The organism is Oceanospirillum beijerinckii DSM 7166, assembly GCF_000422425.1.
GTDB lineage: Bacteria > Pseudomonadota > Gammaproteobacteria > Pseudomonadales > Halomonadaceae > Oceanospirillum > Oceanospirillum beijerinckii.
Window position 1 is genome coordinate 98,731 of sequence record NZ_AULT01000010.1, and the last position, 18,072, is coordinate 116,802.

The following is an 18,072-nucleotide window of genomic DNA, read 5'->3' on the forward strand; positions in this document are numbered from 1 at the left end:
TGTTTTCATGGACTTGGGGTGAGACATATTAGGCAGAGGCAAAAGTCGTGTGTCCTTGGGTAATGGCTTATGCTTTAGAGACCAGATCATCTTTCCAAAAGATCTGATACAGGAGGCTATGATGCTGAAACCACTAATCTTACTGCTGTTTGTGGCCATTCTTTTGAGTCTGGCCTGTGGGCTGTTTTTCCTGTTAAAGCCTGCCAGCAGTGAAAATAGCTTACGCTTACTGACATCATTAAAGTTTCGTATCTCTTTGACCGTAATGTTGTTGGTTTGTTTGGTTTATGGTTTTGGCACAGGGGCCTTAACCTCTCAGGCTCCCTGGTAAGAGAGTCGAGAAGTTAAAGCTTCTTATGAGTGATGCCCTTTTTAGGGTCAGAAGACATAAACAAACAGGAAGAGTCCCAGCCAGACCACATCGACAAAGTGCCAATACCAGGCGGCGGCTTCAAAACCAAAGTGATGTTTGGCATCAAAATGTCCTTTCATAATTCTTACCAGCATTACCAGCAGAATAATACTGCCCATGGTGACGTGCAGGCCGTGGAAGCCGGTCAGAATAAAGAAAGTGCCACCGTAGATACCCGATGCGAGAGTCAGGCCCAGTTCGGTATAGGCTTCAACATACTCTTCAGCCTGAATAATCAAAAAGCAGAGACCCAGCACCAGCGTGATAGCCAACCAAGTTGTGACAGTAAGACGATCATCCCTTTGCAGCGCATGGTGTGCTCTGGTTAAAGTGAGACTGGAAGAGACCAGTAGAATGGTATTGATCAATGGCAGATGCCAGGGGTTGATAGTCTGCTCGGGTCCTGGAAATTTCTCCGCATCTGGCGTGGTCATCAGGGGCCACTCTGCGACAAAGCCTGGCCAAAGCAGCTCATGGGTCATGGCATTGCTGCCTTCACCGGCTAACCAGGGAACAGCCAATTGCCGCACATAAAACAGTGCCCCAAAGAAAGCAGCAAAGAACATCACCTCTGAGAAGATAAACCAGCCCATACCCCAGCGGAAGGAGCGGTCCATCTGTTCACCATATAAGCCATCCATACTTTCTTTGGCGACGGTGCCAAACCAGCCAAAAAACATCCAGACAATAATTAGAAAACCGATGACTCCCAACCAGCGTAAGGCGCTGTCGGGTTCGTTAATCATATTTCCGGTGCCAAACATCAGCAGGAAAAGCCCTATCGCCGCCACGATAGGCCAGTGGCTCTGGGCGGGCACGTAGTAACTTTGGGCGTGATCGTCATGATCCGATTGAGCGTGTGTGCTACTCATCTCAATATCCTCCTGCCAGGAGTATGGTGTCTTGTACATGAATTGATGGGACCGTGCTTGCGATATGATCAGCCGATCCCCTTGGCTCTGGTTGACGGATTTTTGCAGGATCAAGCTGAGCGATACTGCTGACCGAACGGGTATCTGTGATATCGAACAGGGTATAAGCCAGTGTCAGGGTTTTTATATGTTGTGGCAGATTGGGGTCAACCCGGAACAACAATGTCATCTGAAGACTGGCCCCAGCGCCCAGCTCCTGCTGTTCAAAGCAGAAACACTGGGTTTTCAGCAGATACTCTGCGCCCTCTGAGGGACTGACACTGGGTACGGCCTGGGCTGTCATACGTTTGAGAGAGGGATTGATCACTTTAAAGCTGACTTTACTCAGTTCACCAGGGTGAACCTGAATAGAGCGTGCTTCGGCCTCAAACAGCCAGTTCATATTGGCGTTGGTGTTGGTGAGAAACTGCACCGTGACCTTACGGTTAGGGTCAACGGTAAAGCCCTCTTTTTCTATATAGGCGGTGTTACTGACTTTGCCGTTTAGCCCGGTAATATCACAGAAGACATCGTATAAAGGCACTAACAAAAAGCCGAACAGAAACATGCCCAGGGTGGCGAGAACCAGTTTGCTCACCGTGGTTTTATGTGGATTCTGATCTTTCATGCTTACCTCCCGACTTCCGGTTTTGGAAGCCATTCAGTGCAGCGAATAATAGTCGTCTTACTTAGCCGCTATGTATTTTATCGATAGACATTTAACCGATAGGCATTCAATCGATGGCTACTCAATCGATGGCTACTCAATCGATGCGCGGTGGCTGAGCAAAGGTGTGGTAGGGCGCAGGAGAGGCAACCTGCCACTCCAAGCCTTCAGCCCCTTCCCAGGGTTTTGCTTCGGCCTTCTCGCCACCTTTAATGCACTTAATCACTATGTATAAAAATAGCAGTTGGCTGAAGCCGAACATAAAACCACCAATACTGGCGATCATATTGAAGTCAGCAAACTGCAGGGCGTAGTCGGGAATACGACGGGGCATTCCGGCCAGGCCAATAAAGTGCATCGGGAAAAAGGTGAGGTTGACACCGATCATCGAGAGCCAGAAGTGCCACTGACCCAAGCGTTCGTTGTACATATGACCGGTCCACTTCGGCAGCCAGTAGTAGGCTCCGGCGATAATAGAGAACACGGCACCCGGCACCAGTACATAGTGGAAATGTGCTACCACAAAGTAGGTGTCGTGATACTGGAAATCCGCCGGGGAGATCGCCAGCATCAACCCGGAGAAACCACCTATGGTAAAGAGGACAATAAAGCCGATGGCGAACAGCATAGGGGTTTCAAAGCTGATTGCGCCCCGGAACATAGTGCTGACCCAGTTAAATACCTTCACCCCGGTGGGTACGGCAATCAGCATGGTGGAGTACATAAAGAACAGCTCACCGGCTAACGGTAATCCCACAGTGAACATATGGTGCGCCCAGACCACGAACGACAGCAGGGCAATCGATGCCGTGGCGTATACCATAGAGGCGTAACCAAACAGGCGTTTGCGGCTAAAGGTCGGTACGATATGAGAGATGATGCCAAAGGCAGGCAAAATCATAATGTACACTTCCGGGTGACCAAAAAACCAGAACAGGTGCTGGAACAGGACCGGATCACCACCACCACCGGCATCAAAGAAGCTGGTGCCAAAGTGAATGTCCATCAGCATCATGGTGATCACACCGGCCAGTACCGGCATCACAGCAATCAGCAGGAAAGCGGTAATCAGCCAGGTCCAGACAAACAGCGGCATCTTCATCATGGTCATACCCGGTGCACGCATGTTCAGAATGGTGGCGATGACATTGATCGCCCCCATAATGGAGCTGATGCCCATCATATGCACAGAGAAGATAAAAAAGGTCACACTGGGTGGCGCGTAAGTAGTGGAGAGCGGTGCATAAAAGGTCCAGCCAAAGTTAGGGCCGCCACCTTCCATCAACAGCGTCGACAGCAACATGGCAAAAGCAAAGGGCAGTATCCAGAAACCGAGGTTATTCATTCTGGGCAGTGCCATATCCGGTGCGCCCACCATCAGCGGAATCATCCAGTTGGCGAGGCCAACAAAGGCGGGCATTACGGCACCAAACACCATAATCAGACCGTGCATGGTGGTCATCTGATTAAAGAACTCAGGCTGTACCAGCTGCAGCCCAGGCTGAAAGAGTTCACTGCGGATCACCAGAGCCATACAGCCGCCAATCAGAAACATGGCAAAGCTGAACCAGAGATAGAGCGTGCCAATATCTTTATGGTTGGTAGTGTACAACCAGCGGGTTATACCTTGAGCGGGGCCATGATGGCCATGCATCAGCTCAGGTTGGGTCATATCATTCATTGTCCTGCTCCTTCTGCTGACCTACTGGCCTCTGGCTTGTTTGATCTCCTGAGGTGTCACCATCTCTTTGGTGTCATTACCCCAGGCATTACGTTCATAGGTGATCACGGCTGCCAGATCCACAGCATCAAACTGCCCGCCGTAAGCGGCCATGGCTGTACCTGCTTTGCCATTTAGTACAATATTGATATGGGCAGCTTTATCCTGAGTCGCCATCACACTGCCTTTTAGGGCCGGGAAAGCGCCGGGAATACCCATGCCGTTAGCCTGGTGACAGGCTGCACAGGCGGTGTTATAGACCTGTTCACCCTTGGTCATCAGCTCAGCCAGAGTCCATTCTTTCTCTGCCGATGCGGCTTTCGCTTGCTTGGCGGCCTGTTGTTGAGCTACCCAGGCGGAGTAGTCATTGTCGTTCATCGCTACGACCACAATAGGCATAAAACCGTGATCCTTACCGCATAGCTCGGCGCATTGGCCGCGATAAGTGCCGGGTTTATCGATTTTGGTCCAGGCTTCATTGATAAAGCCGGGGATAGCATCTTTTTTTACCGCAAAGTCGGGAATCCACCAGGAGTGGATTACATCATTGGAAGTGAGCAGAAAGCGCACTTTTTTACCCACGGGCAGTACCAGAGGGTTATCGACCTCTAACAGGTAGGTGTCGGTTTTTTCTGCCTGATTTTGGATCTGCTCTTTGGGGGTGGAAAGGTTGCTGAAGAAGTCGATCTCTTCGTTCAGATACTGATAACGCCACTTCCATTGATAGCCTGTGATCTGGATATCCACTTCGGCTTCTGAAGTGTCGTACATCTGCCTCAGGGTTGCCGTCGCGGGGACCGCCATGCCCACCAGAATCAGCAGTGGAATAATGGTCCAGATAATCTCAACGGTGGTGCTTTCATGAAACTCTGCTGGCTTCGCACCCTTAGATTTTCGGTGATGAAAGATTGACCAGAACATGATACCGAAGACAATTAAGGCGATCACCACACAGATCCAGAAAATGGTCATATGCAGGGAATAAACCGATTCACTGATCTCGGTAACCCCGACGGGCATATTCAGCTCCCAGTCGGCGAAGCTGATTGAAGGAGGTGCCCATAGCAATAATACAAAGGCTTTACAAGGCAAACCCTGGGCATGGGGTCTACCGCCTATATCCCTTAACGTGTCCATAGGCCCACCTGCGCTATTCGGCTGGCTAATAAGGTCTTATGCTGTCGGCCCGCACATTGTTTTATAGGACTCCCATAAATGGGACTGCGTCCGAAAGGGCTGCAGCGATGATCATCAAAACTGTGTAAAACAGTCTGATTTAGCTTGAGTATAGACGGGGTTTATCAGCCAACAAGCAAAGAAAAAATACTGTGATTGTTGGAAAGTTAGGCTATGAAAGTCGTATCAGAAATGATTTTTAAAATGAGGTGGCGGTATTATCTAATTGATTTTTTAGACATTTTATAAGGTATGTTTGTCTGTGTTAGCTGGTTAGCCAACGTACCAATAGTACTAATAACAGTACAAACAGTAGCGTCATGACTATACCTGTGACGATAAAAGGCCAGGGCGAACTCGCATTAAAATCCTCCCGACGTTTATTTTCTTTTTGCACACCGATAAAGGCGGCTAATACACTTTGAATAACAGCTAACCAGTGCCTCATATTGACTCTCTTTGACTGCCGAAAAGTTTTAATGCAGGTGCTTATCAAGGGCCTGTGATATTAAAACGTATTCTATTAAGCCTGCTGGCTATTTTTTCTCCTATGATCAAAGATATAGGCAAATGTAAAAAAAATCCTGTATCTGGGGTGATGAATGGGAAAAACATGGCGGCATCAGACAAAACCTGCGGCAGTGAGCGCGGGTGTCTCCCGCTTACAGCGTGTGGCATCACTCGCCGGTGGTTTGTTGATACTGTTTCCTTTGTTGGCCAGCGGGAATGAGCCGGTTCTGACTGTATTTAATACGATCGACTTTTGGCGCTATACCGCCCTGGTAATGGGAGGTGGGCAGTTCATAGTCATCCTATTGTTAGCACGCTTTGCCTACCAGAAGTCACAGCAAGTCAAAAAGGCCCAGACTATCAGCAGTGATTTGAGTGAGAAAACTCAACTGCTGAGCCGTCAGCATGAGCTATTGCGTACGTTGATGGATAATTTGCCTAATCTGATCAGTTTCAAGAATAAAGCCGGAGAGTACATCGAGTTTAATCGTGCTTTTGAAGCCTTCACGGGTAAAAGTCGAGGCCAGATTCTTAAACATACCGAGCTGGAGTTATTTGAAGATATTGATGCGGCCAGTATCCGTGAACAGGACCGGTTGGTGATTGCTACCGGGGTGACTCAGCAGGCTTCATGTTGGATTAATGATGGTGGTAAGCAAGCTCATCTGATGCATATTGTTAAGGTCCCTCTGAGAGCTCAGAAAGGTGAGCGTACAGGAATATTGAGTATCAGCCAGGACATCACTGCTCAACATCAACAGGAGACTATCTATACCTACCGCAACCGCATTCTGGAAATGATGGCACAGGGTAAGCCGTTGCAGGATGTTTTGAACAGTCTGATCAGTTTTACTGAGGATACCTTCCCCGGTTTGATCTGCTCTGTTCTGCTGTTAGATAAAACAGGCAAACATCTTTATACCGGTGCGGCACCCAGTTTGCCTGAGTTTTATAACCAAGCAATAGATGGTGTGCGTATTGGCAGTGACGTGGGCTCTTGTGGTGCTGCGGCTTATACCGGTCGGCCTGTAATCGCCAGCGATATCAGTACACACCCCTACTGGAAAGATTTTACAGGCCTGGCGTTAAGCGCTGGATTAAAAGCGTGTTGGTCAATTCCGATCAAAAGTCGTCAGGGAACAGTGTTGGGGACTTTTGCTTTATACCATCGAGAGGTTGCCGATCCTTCTGCGGCACAGCTGGAGTTATTACAAGCCAATAGTCAGCTGGCTTCTATCGCGATTGAAGCGGATCAAATGGATCAGCAGTTGCACAAGCTATCCCAGGCTGTAGCCTGTTCGGCCAGTTTTGTGATGATTACTGATGCTGAACTGACGCTGGAGTACGTGAATCCTAGTCTGGAAACAGTGACAGGGTATGGTGCAGATGAGTTGATTGGTCGTAAGGCAGGCTTTCTGTCCTGCGATAAAGCAGAGGCCGATATCATCCGTGATATCTGGAACACTGTTCTCACAGGAGAGATCTGGCGTGGCGAGCGTATGCTTCAAAAGAAAAATGGTGATCGTTTCTGGATTATGAGCTCTACTGCTCCGATAAAAAACCAGGACAATGAAATCACTCATTTGGTAAGTGTGGGTGAAGATATCACTCAGCTGAAGAAAGATCAGGAACGAATGGAGATGCTGGCGTTTTATGACCCTTTGACCGGCCTGGCGAATCGTCGTTTGTTTAAAGATCGCCTGGATCAGGCGCTAAAAAAAGTACGGCGCAATCAGAATCATATGGCGTTGCTTTATCTGGATCTTGATCACTTTAAGGATGTGAATGATGAATATGGCCATGATGCAGGTGATGAGTTACTGAAAGAAGTCGCTAACCGTTTACGTCAGTCCGTACGTGACAGTGATGTGATTGCCCGCATTGGTGGTGATGAGTTTAACGTGATCCTGCATGATCTCAATTGTGAACAGGATGCGATGTCCGTGGCTGAAAAGGTTTTACGGGTGGTCACTGAGCCTATTGATATAGGTGTGGCAGAGGTTACTGTCTCTGCCAGTATTGGTGTGACGTTAGCTCCGGATGATGCTGAGGAAGCCAAAGCATTGATTAAAAATGCTGATGAGGCCATGTACCAAAGTAAACGGGGAGGTCGCAACCGTTGTCAGCGTTATCAGTTTTTATAACTCTTTTCCATCATTAGCGGCTATCTTACGCCAGCTGCTTTTTTGGCTGCCTTGATCTTTATGGGGGGGCTATTCTGACTGCGATACTAAAAAAGTGAGATGTTTTATCTAACATTTTGATTTATATGTTCTTTCTAATGATTTTCCTGCCATATCTACAGGCTCTTTTAAATATTCTTTCGCGATTGCGATATGGGCTTTTTGGGTTTTTCCTGACTTTATAGTTATTAAATTGATAAAAATCACTATGTGTATTTTTATCAAAATAAATTATGAAAACTATATAAGCCATATATTGTACTTATTTCTCCCGCCTCGTTAACGTCCTTAAGTGCACCAGTAGCATAAACTGGTGACTGGAAGTCCACTCGATTTTTAACAACAACAAAATCGCAATATACCGCAGGGCGGAAGAAGTCGCCTGGTATCGGTCTATAAATTTTTGGCTAAGGAGCTTGAATGATCGGCTTTTGGCCCATACGGGAAGCGGTGTCTGAAACAGCCTCTTCCCATGCAGAGTTGGAGGGTTCTATGGGCGCGCTATCCCATATACGTGTACTGGATATGAGTCGTATTCTGGCCGGTCCCTGGGCTGGTCAGATGTTGGCAGACCTGGGTGCAGATGTGATTAAGGTTGAGCGACCACAGCGTGGTGATGATACTCGCAGCTGGGGGCCACCCTGGATGGATGTGCGCTCACAGGAGCGAGGTGAAGCGGCTTATTATCTGTGTGCGAACCGTAACAAGCGCTCTCTGGCTCTGGATATTACCAGTCCTCAAGGACAAGCCGTGATTCGTAGTCTGGTGGCGGATTGCGATATTCTGCTGGAAAACTATAAGGTTGGCGGACTGAAAAAATATGGTCTGGATTACGACAGTCTTAAAGAGATCAATCCACGTCTGATCTACTGTTCCATTACCGGTTTTGGCCAAACAGGCCCTTACGCCAAACGTGCCGGGTATGATTTTCTGATTCAGGCTATGAGTGGTTTGATGAGTATTACCGGTGAGAAAGAAGGTCAACCGGGTGCGGGGCCACAGAAAGTTGGTGTGGCATTAACGGATATTCTGACCGGTATGTATGCCACGACTGGCGTCCTGGCAGCATTGGCGGCACGTGAGCGTACCGGCGAAGGTCAATATATCGACGTGGCGCTGATGGATGTGCAAGTCGCTTGCCTGGCAAACCAGTCCATGAACTATCTGGTATCCGGTCATTCACCGACACGTCTGGGTAATGCTCACCCGAATATCGTGCCTTACCAGAGTTTTGCCACGTCTGACGGTTATATGATTCTGGCTGTAGGTAACGATGACCAGTTCCGCAAGTTCTGTCTTGAAGCTGGTGTAGAGCACCTGGCTGATGATGAACGTTACTTAACGAATGCTTTACGTGTCGCGAACCGGGAAACGTTGAGTGCCACCTTGTCTGAGGTGATTATTACTCGTACTACCGCAGATTGGATTCAATCCCTGGAAGCGGTTTCTGTACCTTGTGGCCCAATTAATACCATAGGTGAAGCTTTTGCTGATCCGCAGATTCAGGCCAGAGGCATGCGTCTGAATATTCCTCATTCCCATTCAGCAGAGGGCAGTATGCCTGCGGTTGCCAACCCGTTGAAATTATCGGGTACACCCATTCAGTACGATACTCCAGCCCCTCTGCTCGGTGAGCATACCCGTGATGTGTTGAAAGAAGCAGGACTCAGTGAGCAACAGATTGAACAGCTGCATCAGCAGGGCGTGATTTCAGCTGTTTCAAGTCAAGAGGGAACAGCGGCTGAATAATTGAATTGCACTTACTATTTGAATCTAAGTGATCTGATGAGTCGATGACTGATTATCTGTATCTGCTTTTTCTAACGGTTAGATCAAAGGTTTCGACAGAGCCCTTTTCGCTGGAATGACCGTGTCTTTAGCCTGCCTTGTGCAGGCTTTTCTTTTCTGTATCGTTCTATTTTGGTGAGAGGCCGCTTCTCTGAGTGGATATTTGGGAGGTCAGGTTTTATTTCCGGCTTTAAACGAAAGGTAACTGAAAAGGGGTCGCTCCAGACCCGCTTTAGGTTTATCTTATTGGACCTCCTGCTGTTATCATCCAAAGTAGTTTTATATCAAGCGGTTAGTTTTAGTGTGTTCAATAGGTATAGCAGGAAATTGATTGAGCCTGATCAAGCCCTTGGTGATAGCGTGCCAATAAGTATTTAAAACACGGAATAGAGAAATGAGTAGAGCAGAAATTACCTACGCCGAAGTAGCAACCGTCGCAGATTTACTTGTTTCAGAAAGTGAAACACCAAGTGCAAAAAGTATTAAAAGCAAGTTTGGGGATGAATGCAGTCTGGGGACTATACAGAAGCACTTAAGTACCTGGCGTGAAGCTCGTCAGGCAATGACGCCGCCCCGTGAGATTGAGTTATCCCCAGAGATGCAGGGGGTCTGGATTCGGGAAGTTGAACGTCAGGTTTCGTTAGCTAAAGCTGACTCCGAAGCTAATGTTGCTATGTTGACTGCTGAGTTAAATGATATGGCGACGGAAGTTGAGCGTTTGGACGAAGATCGACGTAATATCACGAAAAATTGTGAAGAACTTCAGCAAGAAGTGGAGAATCTGCAAGAGCAACTGAGATTACGACGCGAAGAAAACAGTAAATTATCAGAAGAACTGGCACTGGAGAAAAAGTCTGCAGAAAATGGTCGTATCTCACTGGTAAAAGAGCAGCTCAAGCTGGATGCTTTGAAGGAACAGCAGGAAGCGCTGCGCAGCCAGTTGCTGGAATTGGAACGTGCGGTTACCGATGCGGGTAATGCCAAAAGTGATGCGAAGCGCAAACAGTTTGAGATGGAAAAACTGTTGGCAGTAGAAGAGAGTAAGGTCGAAGGTCTGAACGAACAGAATCAGCTGAAGAGTGATCAGATTCAGCGCCTGGAGCTGGAAAAAGACTCCATGAAGCAGCAGCTAAGCAATCTGGAAAAAGAGCTGCGTGAGGCTCTGCAAAATCAGAAAAATATCGAGATTCAGGCGGCTGCAAGTGAAGGTCGTGTAAAACATCTGAGTGAAGTACAGGAAGAGCTGGTACTGGCCAAGAGCGAAATCAAAGAGCTGAAAAAGGACAATCAGAAAATTCGTGAAATGCTCAATACCAGCTATATGTCCAAGTCTTAATCTGTCGCGTATCAAAACTGACCTTCGTTGAACTGATCGTTTAGTCATCAGTTTGAAAACGGCCTTAAAGTGAAAATCTCTTTAAGGCCGTTTGTTTTTCTGGGCTGAGAAGCTCTGTTCTGTGAAATCATTCATCAATATGATCATCCATACCCCAGCTATCCGAGCATCATAAGCACACACACAAAAGTTTCTCTTTAGAAAATGGCTTTATTCTTCAGCCGTCGGCCAGAAAATATTGAAACACTTTTGTGTAAGTGGGTATAAGCGCACTAAACTGCGATATCAATGAATGCACTGAACGGCAAAAAACACTTCCCTGACCGCCAATATTGTTTCCTGACCAATTTTTATACTGCTTCTATCGGGTTAAACACCCGCCTGACTTTGCCAGCGGCACTGCCCTGTCGTTGGCGAACCACAACAAGAAGAGTACAAGAATAAAGGTACGAATTATGTCCAGTCGTGTAGATCCTATCACCCTGGCGGTCGTTCGGGGTGCGCTTGAAACCGCGCAGCGGGAGATGACCCTGACCCTGGAAAAAACCGGTCGTTCCAGTGTTTTTAACCTGGCCCACGATTACAGTAATGCGCTGTTTGATCACTTCCCTGAAATGATTCTGCAGGGACAGGATATCCCGATTCACCTGGGTTCACTGATTCCGGCCATGAAAGAAGTGGCGGAGTATTTTGGTGATGATATCCATGAAGGCGATGTGATCTATCATAATGACCCCGCTTATAAAGGCAGCCATATTCTGGACTGCTGTATGTACAAACCAGTGTTCTATAAAGGTGAACTGGTGTTCTGGACGGTATGTAAAGGCCACCTGACCGATATTGGTGGTCCTGTGCCTGCCGGTTATAACCCGGATGCCACCGAGATCTATGCGGAAGGCCTGCGTATTCCACCGGTGAAGTTGTGGGATAAAGGCAAACGCCGGGAAGATGTGATCAATCTGCTGCTGACCAATATGCGTGCCCGTCGTGATCAGGAAGGCGATCTGAACGCTCAGTACGGTGCCTGTCGTGTCGGTGAGCGTAACCTGTTGGCGCTGCTGGATAAATACGGTGTTGAGCAGGTGCAGGCCTGTATTGCTGAGCTGAAAAATATGGCGGATGAGCAGATGAGAGCGCTGATCCGCGAAGTGCCGGACGGTGTCTATACCGGCTCTGCGCTGCTGGAAGATGCCGGTCACGGTTTTGGCGAGATGGAGATCACTTCGACCATCACCATCCGTGATGACAAGGTGCATATCGAAGTGCAAAGCCCGCCTCAGGTGCCTTACTTTATCAACTCCTACGAAGGCAACTCCATGTCCGGTATCTATCTGGGCCTGATGATGTTTGCCCAGCTACCGCCGCCCTATAACGAAGGTTTGTATCGCTGTGTGACGGTGGATCTGGGAGAGAAGGGCACCTTGTGTAATGCGGAAGAACCGGCGCCTCACGTGAACTGTACCACTACGCCGATGGAAACTCTGACCGATGCGGTGCGTAAGGCGTTTGAACAGGCGGCCCCCGAGCGTGTTACCGCCTCCTGGGGACATGCCAGCGGTATCAATATCGCCGGTATCGACCCAAGAACCAACGAGCAGTATGTGACCATGGTGCTGGCATCGATTATCTCCGGTGCCGGTGCCACTCAGGTGATGGATGGTTGGCACGCCTGTGGGCCGTTGTGTTGTTTTGGCGCCCTGAGTTCCGGTGATATTGAGCTGCTGGAATACTCCTATCCGATTGTCATCCGTCGTTATGGTTTGATTCAGGACAGTGGTGGTGCCGGTATGCATCGCGGCGGTTCCGGTACGGTTTGGGAGGTGGAACCGATCGATCATGAGATGACGGTGATCGCCTTTGGTGAAGGCCGTGAGATCCCGACTATGGGCGCAGCGGGTGCCGAAAACAAACTGCTGGAGCCGAAGCTGGGCAAACTGGTGGTACAGCGTGCAGACCAGTCTGAAGAGATCCATAAGAAAAACACTATTCTGACGGTTAAGTCCGGTGAGCGTGTGGCTAACTTTAACCCCGGTGGAGGCGGTTTTGGTCATCCGTTACAGCGTGATCCTGTGGCTGTATTGGAAGATTACCGCAATGGCTTGGTTTCTCTGGAGGCGGCCAAGCTGGAGTATGGCGTGGTGTTGAATGCGGATTCTATCGGTGTTGATCAGCAAGCTACCGAGCAACTGCGTCAGGCCCGTGGTGCCACAACAACAGATTCATCTCAATCAACCTCTACTAAACCAACGGCACAATAAGGAGACCAGACCATGCGTAGTCAATATCGTTTAGGCATCGACGCCGGTGGCACCTTTACCGACTTTGTGCTGGCGGAAAATAACGGTGAGTTACGGGTATTTAAGAGTCCATCCACGCCACAGGATGGCACCATTGCAATTAAGGCGGGCTTAAGCCAGATCAGTGAAGCCTTGGGCAAATCCATTGAAGAGATCGTCCAGTCCTGTGATCTGTGCATTAACGGTACCACGGTTGCGCTGAATGCGCTGATTGAGAAAAAAGGCGTTAAGGTGGGCCTGTTATGTACTGCCGGTCATGAGGACAGTCTGGAGATTCGTCTGGGCCATAAAGAAGAGGGTTATCGTTATGAGGCGGATTTCCCACCGGCTCATATGATCGCCCCTCGTCATCTGCGTAAGCCGATCAATGAGCGGGTACTGTCCAATGGCCAGATCGATCAGGCGATGGATGAGCAGGAGATCCGTGATGCCGTGGCCTACTTTAAAGCCCAGGGCGTAGAAAGTGTGGCTATCTCTTTTGTTTGGGCGGTACGTAATCCCGAGCATGAAAAACGTGCCAAAGAGATTGTGCAGGAGATGATGCCGGGGGTGTTTGTCTGTACCGGCAGTGAGGTTTATCCACAGGTGCGGGAATATACCCGTACCTCGACCACGGTGGTAAACGCTTACCTGAGTCCTGTGATGCGCCGCTATGTGGAAAAAATTGATGAGTACTTTCGTTCCTTAGGTGCTAAATATCCGGTGCGTTACTTCCAGTCCAACGGTGGTCTGGCCGTAGGCGAGGCGATGCAGGGGCGAGCGGTCAACGCCATTAATTCAGGTCCTGCTTCCGCACCGCAAGCCGGTTTGTTTGTCGGTCAGCCGTTTGATATCAACAATGTCATCACCGTGGATATGGGCGGCACCTCGTTTGATATCACCCTGACCAAAGACGGTCATACCAACCTGAATAAGAACATCGACTTCCTGCGTTATCGCATCGGTGTGCCTATGATTCAGGTGGAAACCCTGGGTGCCGGTGGTGGTTCCATCTGTCATGTGGATAAGTACGGCATGTTGCAGGTGGGCCCTGAGAGTGCCGGTGCGACACCGGGCCCTGTCTGTTACGGCAAGGGAGGTACACAGCCGACGGTGACCGATGCCAATTTGGTATTGGGCTACCTGAACCCAGCCGCGGTGCTGGGTGGGGCGATTCGTCTGGATCGTGAGGCAGCCATTCATGCGGTTAAAGCGCATGTGGCCGATCCGCTGGGTATCAGTGTCGAAAAAGCCGCTTTTGGTATCAGCACCATTGTGAATTTGAATATGGTGAATGGTATTCGCCGGGTATCCATCGAACGGGGTTATGACCCCCGTGATTTTGCCCTGTTGTGTGCCGGTGGCGCGGCGGGTATGCATATCACTGCGTTGGCGGAAGAGATCGGCAGTACCACAGTGCTGGTGCCTAAGGTGTCGTCAGTATTCTGTGCTTTTGGTCAGATTATCTCTGATGTACGTTATAACTATCTGGCTTCTGAGCCGATGCGTCTGGATGGCGAAGATGTGAACCTGGCTGCACTGAACGATAAGTTTGGTGAGCTGGAAGAGCAGGGTCGTGAGCATCTGCTATCTGATGGTTTTGCCGATGAGCAGATCAGCTGCACTCGCAGTGTCGAAATGCGCTATGTCGGTCAGATCCATGAATGTACCGTCGAGATTCATCCCGGCAAAATCACCCAGGAGAAACTGGCGGCGATTCTGGATGATTTCCACAAGCGTCATGAAGAACTGTATACCTATAGTGAGCCGCATAACCCGGTGGAGCTGGTGAATATCGAATCCACCATGACCGGTCATGTAGCAAAACCGGACTTCCAGGACCTGATTGCCAAAGGCTCCAGTGCAGAAGAGGCCCTGATCGAATACCGTCCGGCGCTGTTTGATGCCGATGGTCACTGGATTGATACCGCGGTTTATTCCGGGCCTAAACTGGATGTGGGGCTGGAGATTCAGGGGCCTGCGATCGTGGAAGAGCCAACCACCAATATCGTGGTGCGCCCTGGTTGGACGCTGGTGCTGGAAAGCAACCATTGTTATCGCTTAACCAGAAGAGATGCCTGATCGCAGATGGACTGAATGATGTATCGAGGCTAATGGGTGGGATAGGATGTTTCGCTCGTTACAAGGCATAAAGCTAACTCCGATGCTCTCAGGGGACTGAGACCTCTTCTTGGGATGACTGGAGAGGTCGCGGAGTTAACCGGTTGAGTCAGATCTTTGGTCTGGCTCCTTTTTCATTTCTGGATTTGGATCATCTATGGGCAAAAAACAACGGATTCTTAAAACAACATAAAAGCATCTGCACCGTGTTATGCACAGTGAACCCATGTGTTCATAAGCGTTCAATGCACAGGTCTTTAATGCTTAAACCGATGCAGCACATGGATATGAACTGAATAAAAATAAAAGAGGTGTTCATATGTATACCAGCTATAGTACCCACCTATTACCACCGCAGGACCGGCAGGACTATTGGAAAGAGGTGGTCGAGCAGACCTATTTCCCTCTTGAAATCCGTTTTGCCAACCCCAGTCAGTTTCATGGTTCCCTGAGTCAGTTAAAACTGGATAAGCTTGGCCTGTCTTATCTGGCAAGTTCTTCCATCTGCTTTGAGCGCGAACAACAGCAGATCTGCAATGAACTGGAGCCCTGTTTTCTGATCACCCTGCCGTTAAATAAATCCGTCCACTTCTCTCAAGCTAACCACTCCGTCTGCTGCCAACCTGAAGGCTTTATTCTGGAACGCAGCGACCTGCCCTACCGCTTTAGTTATGACGGTGATAATGCCCTATGGGTGTTACGGGTGCCGGTCTGCGAGCTAAAAAGCAAAATTCGTGACCCGGAGCGTTATCTCTATATGCAGTTCGATCGTCGTCAGGGCGTCGGGGCGATGTTTTTTGATTATCTGCAAAGTGTGGTTAAGCAGGCGCTGTATACCGACCCGGTCACCAGTGCAGTGTTGAGCAATCAACTGATTGACCTGTTGGTGTTGAGCTTAAAAAATGACGATAGGGTATTGATGAGCCATGAAGAGGGCATCCGCCGGGCTCATCTGGTCAATATCGAAGCTTTTGTGCGCGATAACCTGGGCCGGGCTGAGCTATCGCCGGATATGATCGCGGCGGCCTGTAATATCTCTACCCGTTATCTGCATAAACTGTTTAAAGAGTCGGATCAAACCGTGAGTCAATGGATTAAAGAACTGCGGCTACAGGCTGCGTTAAGTGATATTAAAACCCATAGAAGCACGACTCTGGCAGAGATCGCCTATCGTTGGGGCTTTAATGATCAGGCTCATTTCTGCCGTCTGTTTAAGGCCCGTTTTAACTGTACACCCAAGGAGGTGCGCCATTCTCATTGAGCCTGGTGCTCAATGGGTAGTGACTGCACCCCTATGGTTTGTTGCTTTAGTGGCTATTATTAGCGCGTCAGAGAGTGCTTCTGGTGTTGCGATAAGTGCTGTTTATTGCCATGAAACAGGACATTGATGATTCAAAAAAGTGTACATCGGAGATCAAATAACAGGGCGCTGATCTGCAATTAGTCAAACAGGAATACTTCTAGCCTGTACTTATCTCTTATCCGTCTCATGACTTGATTTCGTGAAGTCTGGGTGTGCGATAGAGAAGACAAATAAGTCCATGAATAACAAAAGAGATAAGTTATGGCTGGTAAAATTACCCAAGACGGTGACCAGGTTTCACCGCAAACGTTAGTTCCTGATGAGCAGCGCATGAGCAAGGGGTCACTGAGTATGGCCTGGTGGGCGATCTGCAGTGCCATGTTCTGGCTGGTGGTATCGGCCACCCTGGCGATGAACTTCGGTACCATGAATACCCTGATCGGTTTGGGGCTGTCCACGGTGACCTATGGCATTATCAATGCGATCATCACACGCTATGCTATTAAAACCGGGCTTTCGGTTGCCCTGTTCTCCCGCATTATGTTTGGCAAGGTCGGTGCGAGTCTCGCGGTGCTGATCTTCTTTGCTACGGCGATCTATTACAGTGTATTTGAAGGCTCTGTGATTGCAGTGGCGATTCAGGCCTACTTCCCGTCATTAAGCCTGGAGATGGCTTATCTGATTGTGGTGTTGTACAGCGTGCCTCTGGTATTCGGAGGTGTGCAGCTGTGGATGGATAAGTTTAATGGTGTGCTATTGCCATTCTATATCCTGGGGCTGGTGGCGGCGGTGGTGCTATCCATCAATGAATACGGCTACTCCGATGCCTGGTTATCCATGGGGCCGGAAGGTGGAGAAGTCGAAAATGGTTGGTGGAACTGCTTTACCTATTTTATGGGTGTGTGGATTCTGATGATGTACACCTGGGATTATGCCCGTTTTGGTAAGGCCGATGACGCGGATTACCACGCCAAGATTAACTTCGGTATGCCGTTCTATCTGTTTACCTTTATGGTCAACGGTGTCGCGGGTATTTTTCTGGCAGCGACGATTCCGACTGAAGGTGGTTTGTCAGAAGTCTCCGTGGTGCTGGCTATTCTGAAACTGATGGGGATCTGGGGGCTGTTATTTGTCTGGGTCAGTCAAACCCGGATCAATACTGCCAACTTCTATCTGGCGGCGGATAATATGCAGGCGTTCTTTGAACACTTTGGTTTGAAGCAGGTGCCACGCTTTATCTGGGCCATAGTGGTAGGGGCTGTGGTGTATCTATTAATGCTGCTGGATGTATTCAGCTTTATCCTGCAGGCGCTGGCCTATCAGGGCATCTTTGTTGTCGCCTGGGTGGCGATAGCGCTGGCCCATATCTTCTCGCCGAAATACGATCAGCTGTTTAATGGGGAGGTGAACTGCGATATCGATCAGGTGGTGTCCTTCAATCCCCGCGGTCTGATCGCCTGGTTTGGTGGTGCCGGTCTGGGCATCGTATTACTGAACTATGCCGGAGCGACTTTGGCGCTGTTTTCTGCGCCGCTGACCTTTATTTTCTCCTTCCTGGTTTACCTGATGCTGCTGAACAGTGCTAAGCAACATTGGTTTGTACGTATGGAAGCCGCAGAGTAAAAAGTCGGATAAGCACTGGAGTGCTCAACATGGCTGAAGCGCTCTA

Annotated in this window: 13 protein-coding genes; 8 read left to right on the forward strand and 5 right to left on the reverse strand. The window is 49.1% G+C overall.

What is annotated here, in order from left to right; all coding sequences use genetic code 11:
* The first annotated feature begins 121 nt into the window (after positions 1-121).
* Positions 122-331 (forward strand): DUF2909 family protein, encoded by a 210-nt coding sequence (locus H579_RS0104555; protein ID WP_028299701.1) that lies wholly within the window; start codon positions 122-124, stop codon positions 329-331.
* A gap of 47 nt (positions 332-378) precedes the next feature.
* Here H579_RS0104555 and H579_RS0104560 read toward each other — a convergent pair whose 3' ends face one another.
* From H579_RS0104560 to H579_RS0104580, 5 genes are all read right to left on the reverse strand, one after another.
* Positions 379-1,284 (reverse strand): cytochrome c oxidase subunit 3, encoded by a 906-nt coding sequence (locus H579_RS0104560; RefSeq protein WP_051227303.1) that lies wholly within the window; start codon positions 1,282-1,284, stop codon positions 379-381.
* Position 1,285: 1 nt separating this feature from the next.
* Positions 1,286-1,951 (reverse strand): cytochrome c oxidase assembly protein, encoded by a 666-nt coding sequence (locus tag H579_RS24210; RefSeq protein ID WP_084623932.1) that lies wholly within the window; start codon positions 1,949-1,951, stop codon positions 1,286-1,288.
* A gap of 136 nt (positions 1,952-2,087) precedes the next feature.
* Positions 2,088-3,671: a cytochrome c oxidase subunit I gene (gene ctaD / locus H579_RS0104570; RefSeq protein WP_036565323.1), complete on the reverse strand. Its 1,584-nt coding sequence runs from the start codon at positions 3,669-3,671 to the stop codon at positions 2,088-2,090.
* Between the two features lie 21 nt (positions 3,672-3,692).
* The gene (coxB, locus tag H579_RS0104575; RefSeq protein WP_245583210.1) at positions 3,693-4,847 is read right to left on the reverse strand and encodes a cytochrome c oxidase subunit II; all 1,155 of its coding nucleotides are present in this window, start codon (positions 4,845-4,847) and stop codon (positions 3,693-3,695) included.
* A 304-nt stretch (positions 4,848-5,151) separates the two neighbouring features.
* On the reverse strand, positions 5,152-5,334 hold the full coding sequence (locus tag H579_RS0104580) for a DUF2970 domain-containing protein (protein WP_028299705.1): 183 nt from the start codon (positions 5,332-5,334) through the stop codon (positions 5,152-5,154).
* A gap of 154 nt (positions 5,335-5,488) precedes the next feature.
* Here H579_RS0104580 and H579_RS24215 point away from each other — a divergent pair, with 154 nt between their 5' ends.
* The 7 genes from H579_RS24215 to H579_RS0104615 all read left to right on the forward strand — a co-directional run bounded on the left by H579_RS24215 (position 5,489) and on the right by H579_RS0104615 (position 18,026).
* Entirely contained in the window at positions 5,489-7,540 is a 2,052-nt protein-coding gene (locus H579_RS24215) for a diguanylate cyclase domain-containing protein (protein ID WP_051227304.1), read from the forward strand.
* A gap of 531 nt (positions 7,541-8,071) precedes the next feature.
* Entirely contained in the window at positions 8,072-9,328 is a 1,257-nt protein-coding gene (locus H579_RS24220; RefSeq protein WP_051227313.1) for a CaiB/BaiF CoA transferase family protein, read from the forward strand.
* A gap of 433 nt (positions 9,329-9,761) precedes the next feature.
* The gene (locus tag H579_RS0104595; protein WP_028299706.1) at positions 9,762-10,703 is read left to right on the forward strand and encodes a DNA-binding protein; all 942 of its coding nucleotides are present in this window, start codon (positions 9,762-9,764) and stop codon (positions 10,701-10,703) included.
* A 455-nt stretch (positions 10,704-11,158) separates the two neighbouring features.
* Positions 11,159-12,961, forward strand: a complete 1,803-nt coding sequence (capB, locus tag H579_RS24225; protein WP_051227305.1) for a caprolactamase subunit beta — start codon at positions 11,159-11,161, stop codon at positions 12,959-12,961.
* 12 nt (positions 12,962-12,973) lie between these two features.
* A complete protein-coding gene (gene capA / locus H579_RS0104605; protein WP_028299707.1) occupies positions 12,974-15,061 on the forward strand; it encodes a caprolactamase subunit alpha in 2,088 nt (695 codons plus the stop codon).
* A 358-nt stretch (positions 15,062-15,419) separates the two neighbouring features.
* Positions 15,420-16,361: an AraC-like ligand-binding domain-containing protein gene (locus H579_RS0104610; RefSeq protein WP_028299708.1), complete on the forward strand. Its 942-nt coding sequence runs from the start codon at positions 15,420-15,422 to the stop codon at positions 16,359-16,361.
* Between the two features lie 303 nt (positions 16,362-16,664).
* Positions 16,665-18,026, forward strand: a complete 1,362-nt coding sequence (locus H579_RS0104615; RefSeq protein ID WP_028299709.1) for a purine-cytosine permease family protein — start codon at positions 16,665-16,667, stop codon at positions 18,024-18,026.
* The last annotated feature ends 46 nt before the right edge of the window (positions 18,027-18,072 follow it).

What these genes read in the sequence shown, in the direction of transcription:
- H579_RS0104555 (WP_028299701.1), top strand. Translation starts at nt 122, where the DNA reads ATGCTGAAACCACTAATCTTACTGCTGTTTGTGGCCATTCTTTTGAGT.
- H579_RS0104560 (WP_051227303.1), bottom strand. Translation starts at nt 1,284, where the DNA reads ATGAGTAGCACACACGCTCAATCGGATCATGACGATCACGCCCAAAGT.
- H579_RS24210 (WP_084623932.1), bottom strand. Translation starts at nt 1,951, where the DNA reads ATGAAAGATCAGAATCCACATAAAACCACGGTGAGCAAACTGGTTCTC.
- ctaD (WP_036565323.1), bottom strand. Translation starts at nt 3,671, where the DNA reads ATGAATGATATGACCCAACCTGAGCTGATGCATGGCCATCATGGCCCC.
- coxB (WP_245583210.1), bottom strand. Translation starts at nt 4,847, where the DNA reads ATGGACACGTTAAGGGATATAGGCGGTAGACCCCATGCCCAGGGTTTG.
- H579_RS0104580 (WP_028299705.1), bottom strand. Translation starts at nt 5,334, where the DNA reads ATGAGGCACTGGTTAGCTGTTATTCAAAGTGTATTAGCCGCCTTTATC.
- H579_RS24215 (WP_051227304.1), top strand. Translation starts at nt 5,489, where the DNA reads ATGGGAAAAACATGGCGGCATCAGACAAAACCTGCGGCAGTGAGCGCG.
- H579_RS24220 (WP_051227313.1), top strand. Translation starts at nt 8,072, where the DNA reads ATGGGCGCGCTATCCCATATACGTGTACTGGATATGAGTCGTATTCTG.
- H579_RS0104595 (WP_028299706.1), top strand. Translation starts at nt 9,762, where the DNA reads ATGAGTAGAGCAGAAATTACCTACGCCGAAGTAGCAACCGTCGCAGAT.
- capB (WP_051227305.1), top strand. Translation starts at nt 11,159, where the DNA reads ATGTCCAGTCGTGTAGATCCTATCACCCTGGCGGTCGTTCGGGGTGCG.
- capA (WP_028299707.1), top strand. Translation starts at nt 12,974, where the DNA reads ATGCGTAGTCAATATCGTTTAGGCATCGACGCCGGTGGCACCTTTACC.
- H579_RS0104610 (WP_028299708.1), top strand. Translation starts at nt 15,420, where the DNA reads ATGTATACCAGCTATAGTACCCACCTATTACCACCGCAGGACCGGCAG.
- H579_RS0104615 (WP_028299709.1), top strand. Translation starts at nt 16,665, where the DNA reads ATGGCTGGTAAAATTACCCAAGACGGTGACCAGGTTTCACCGCAAACG.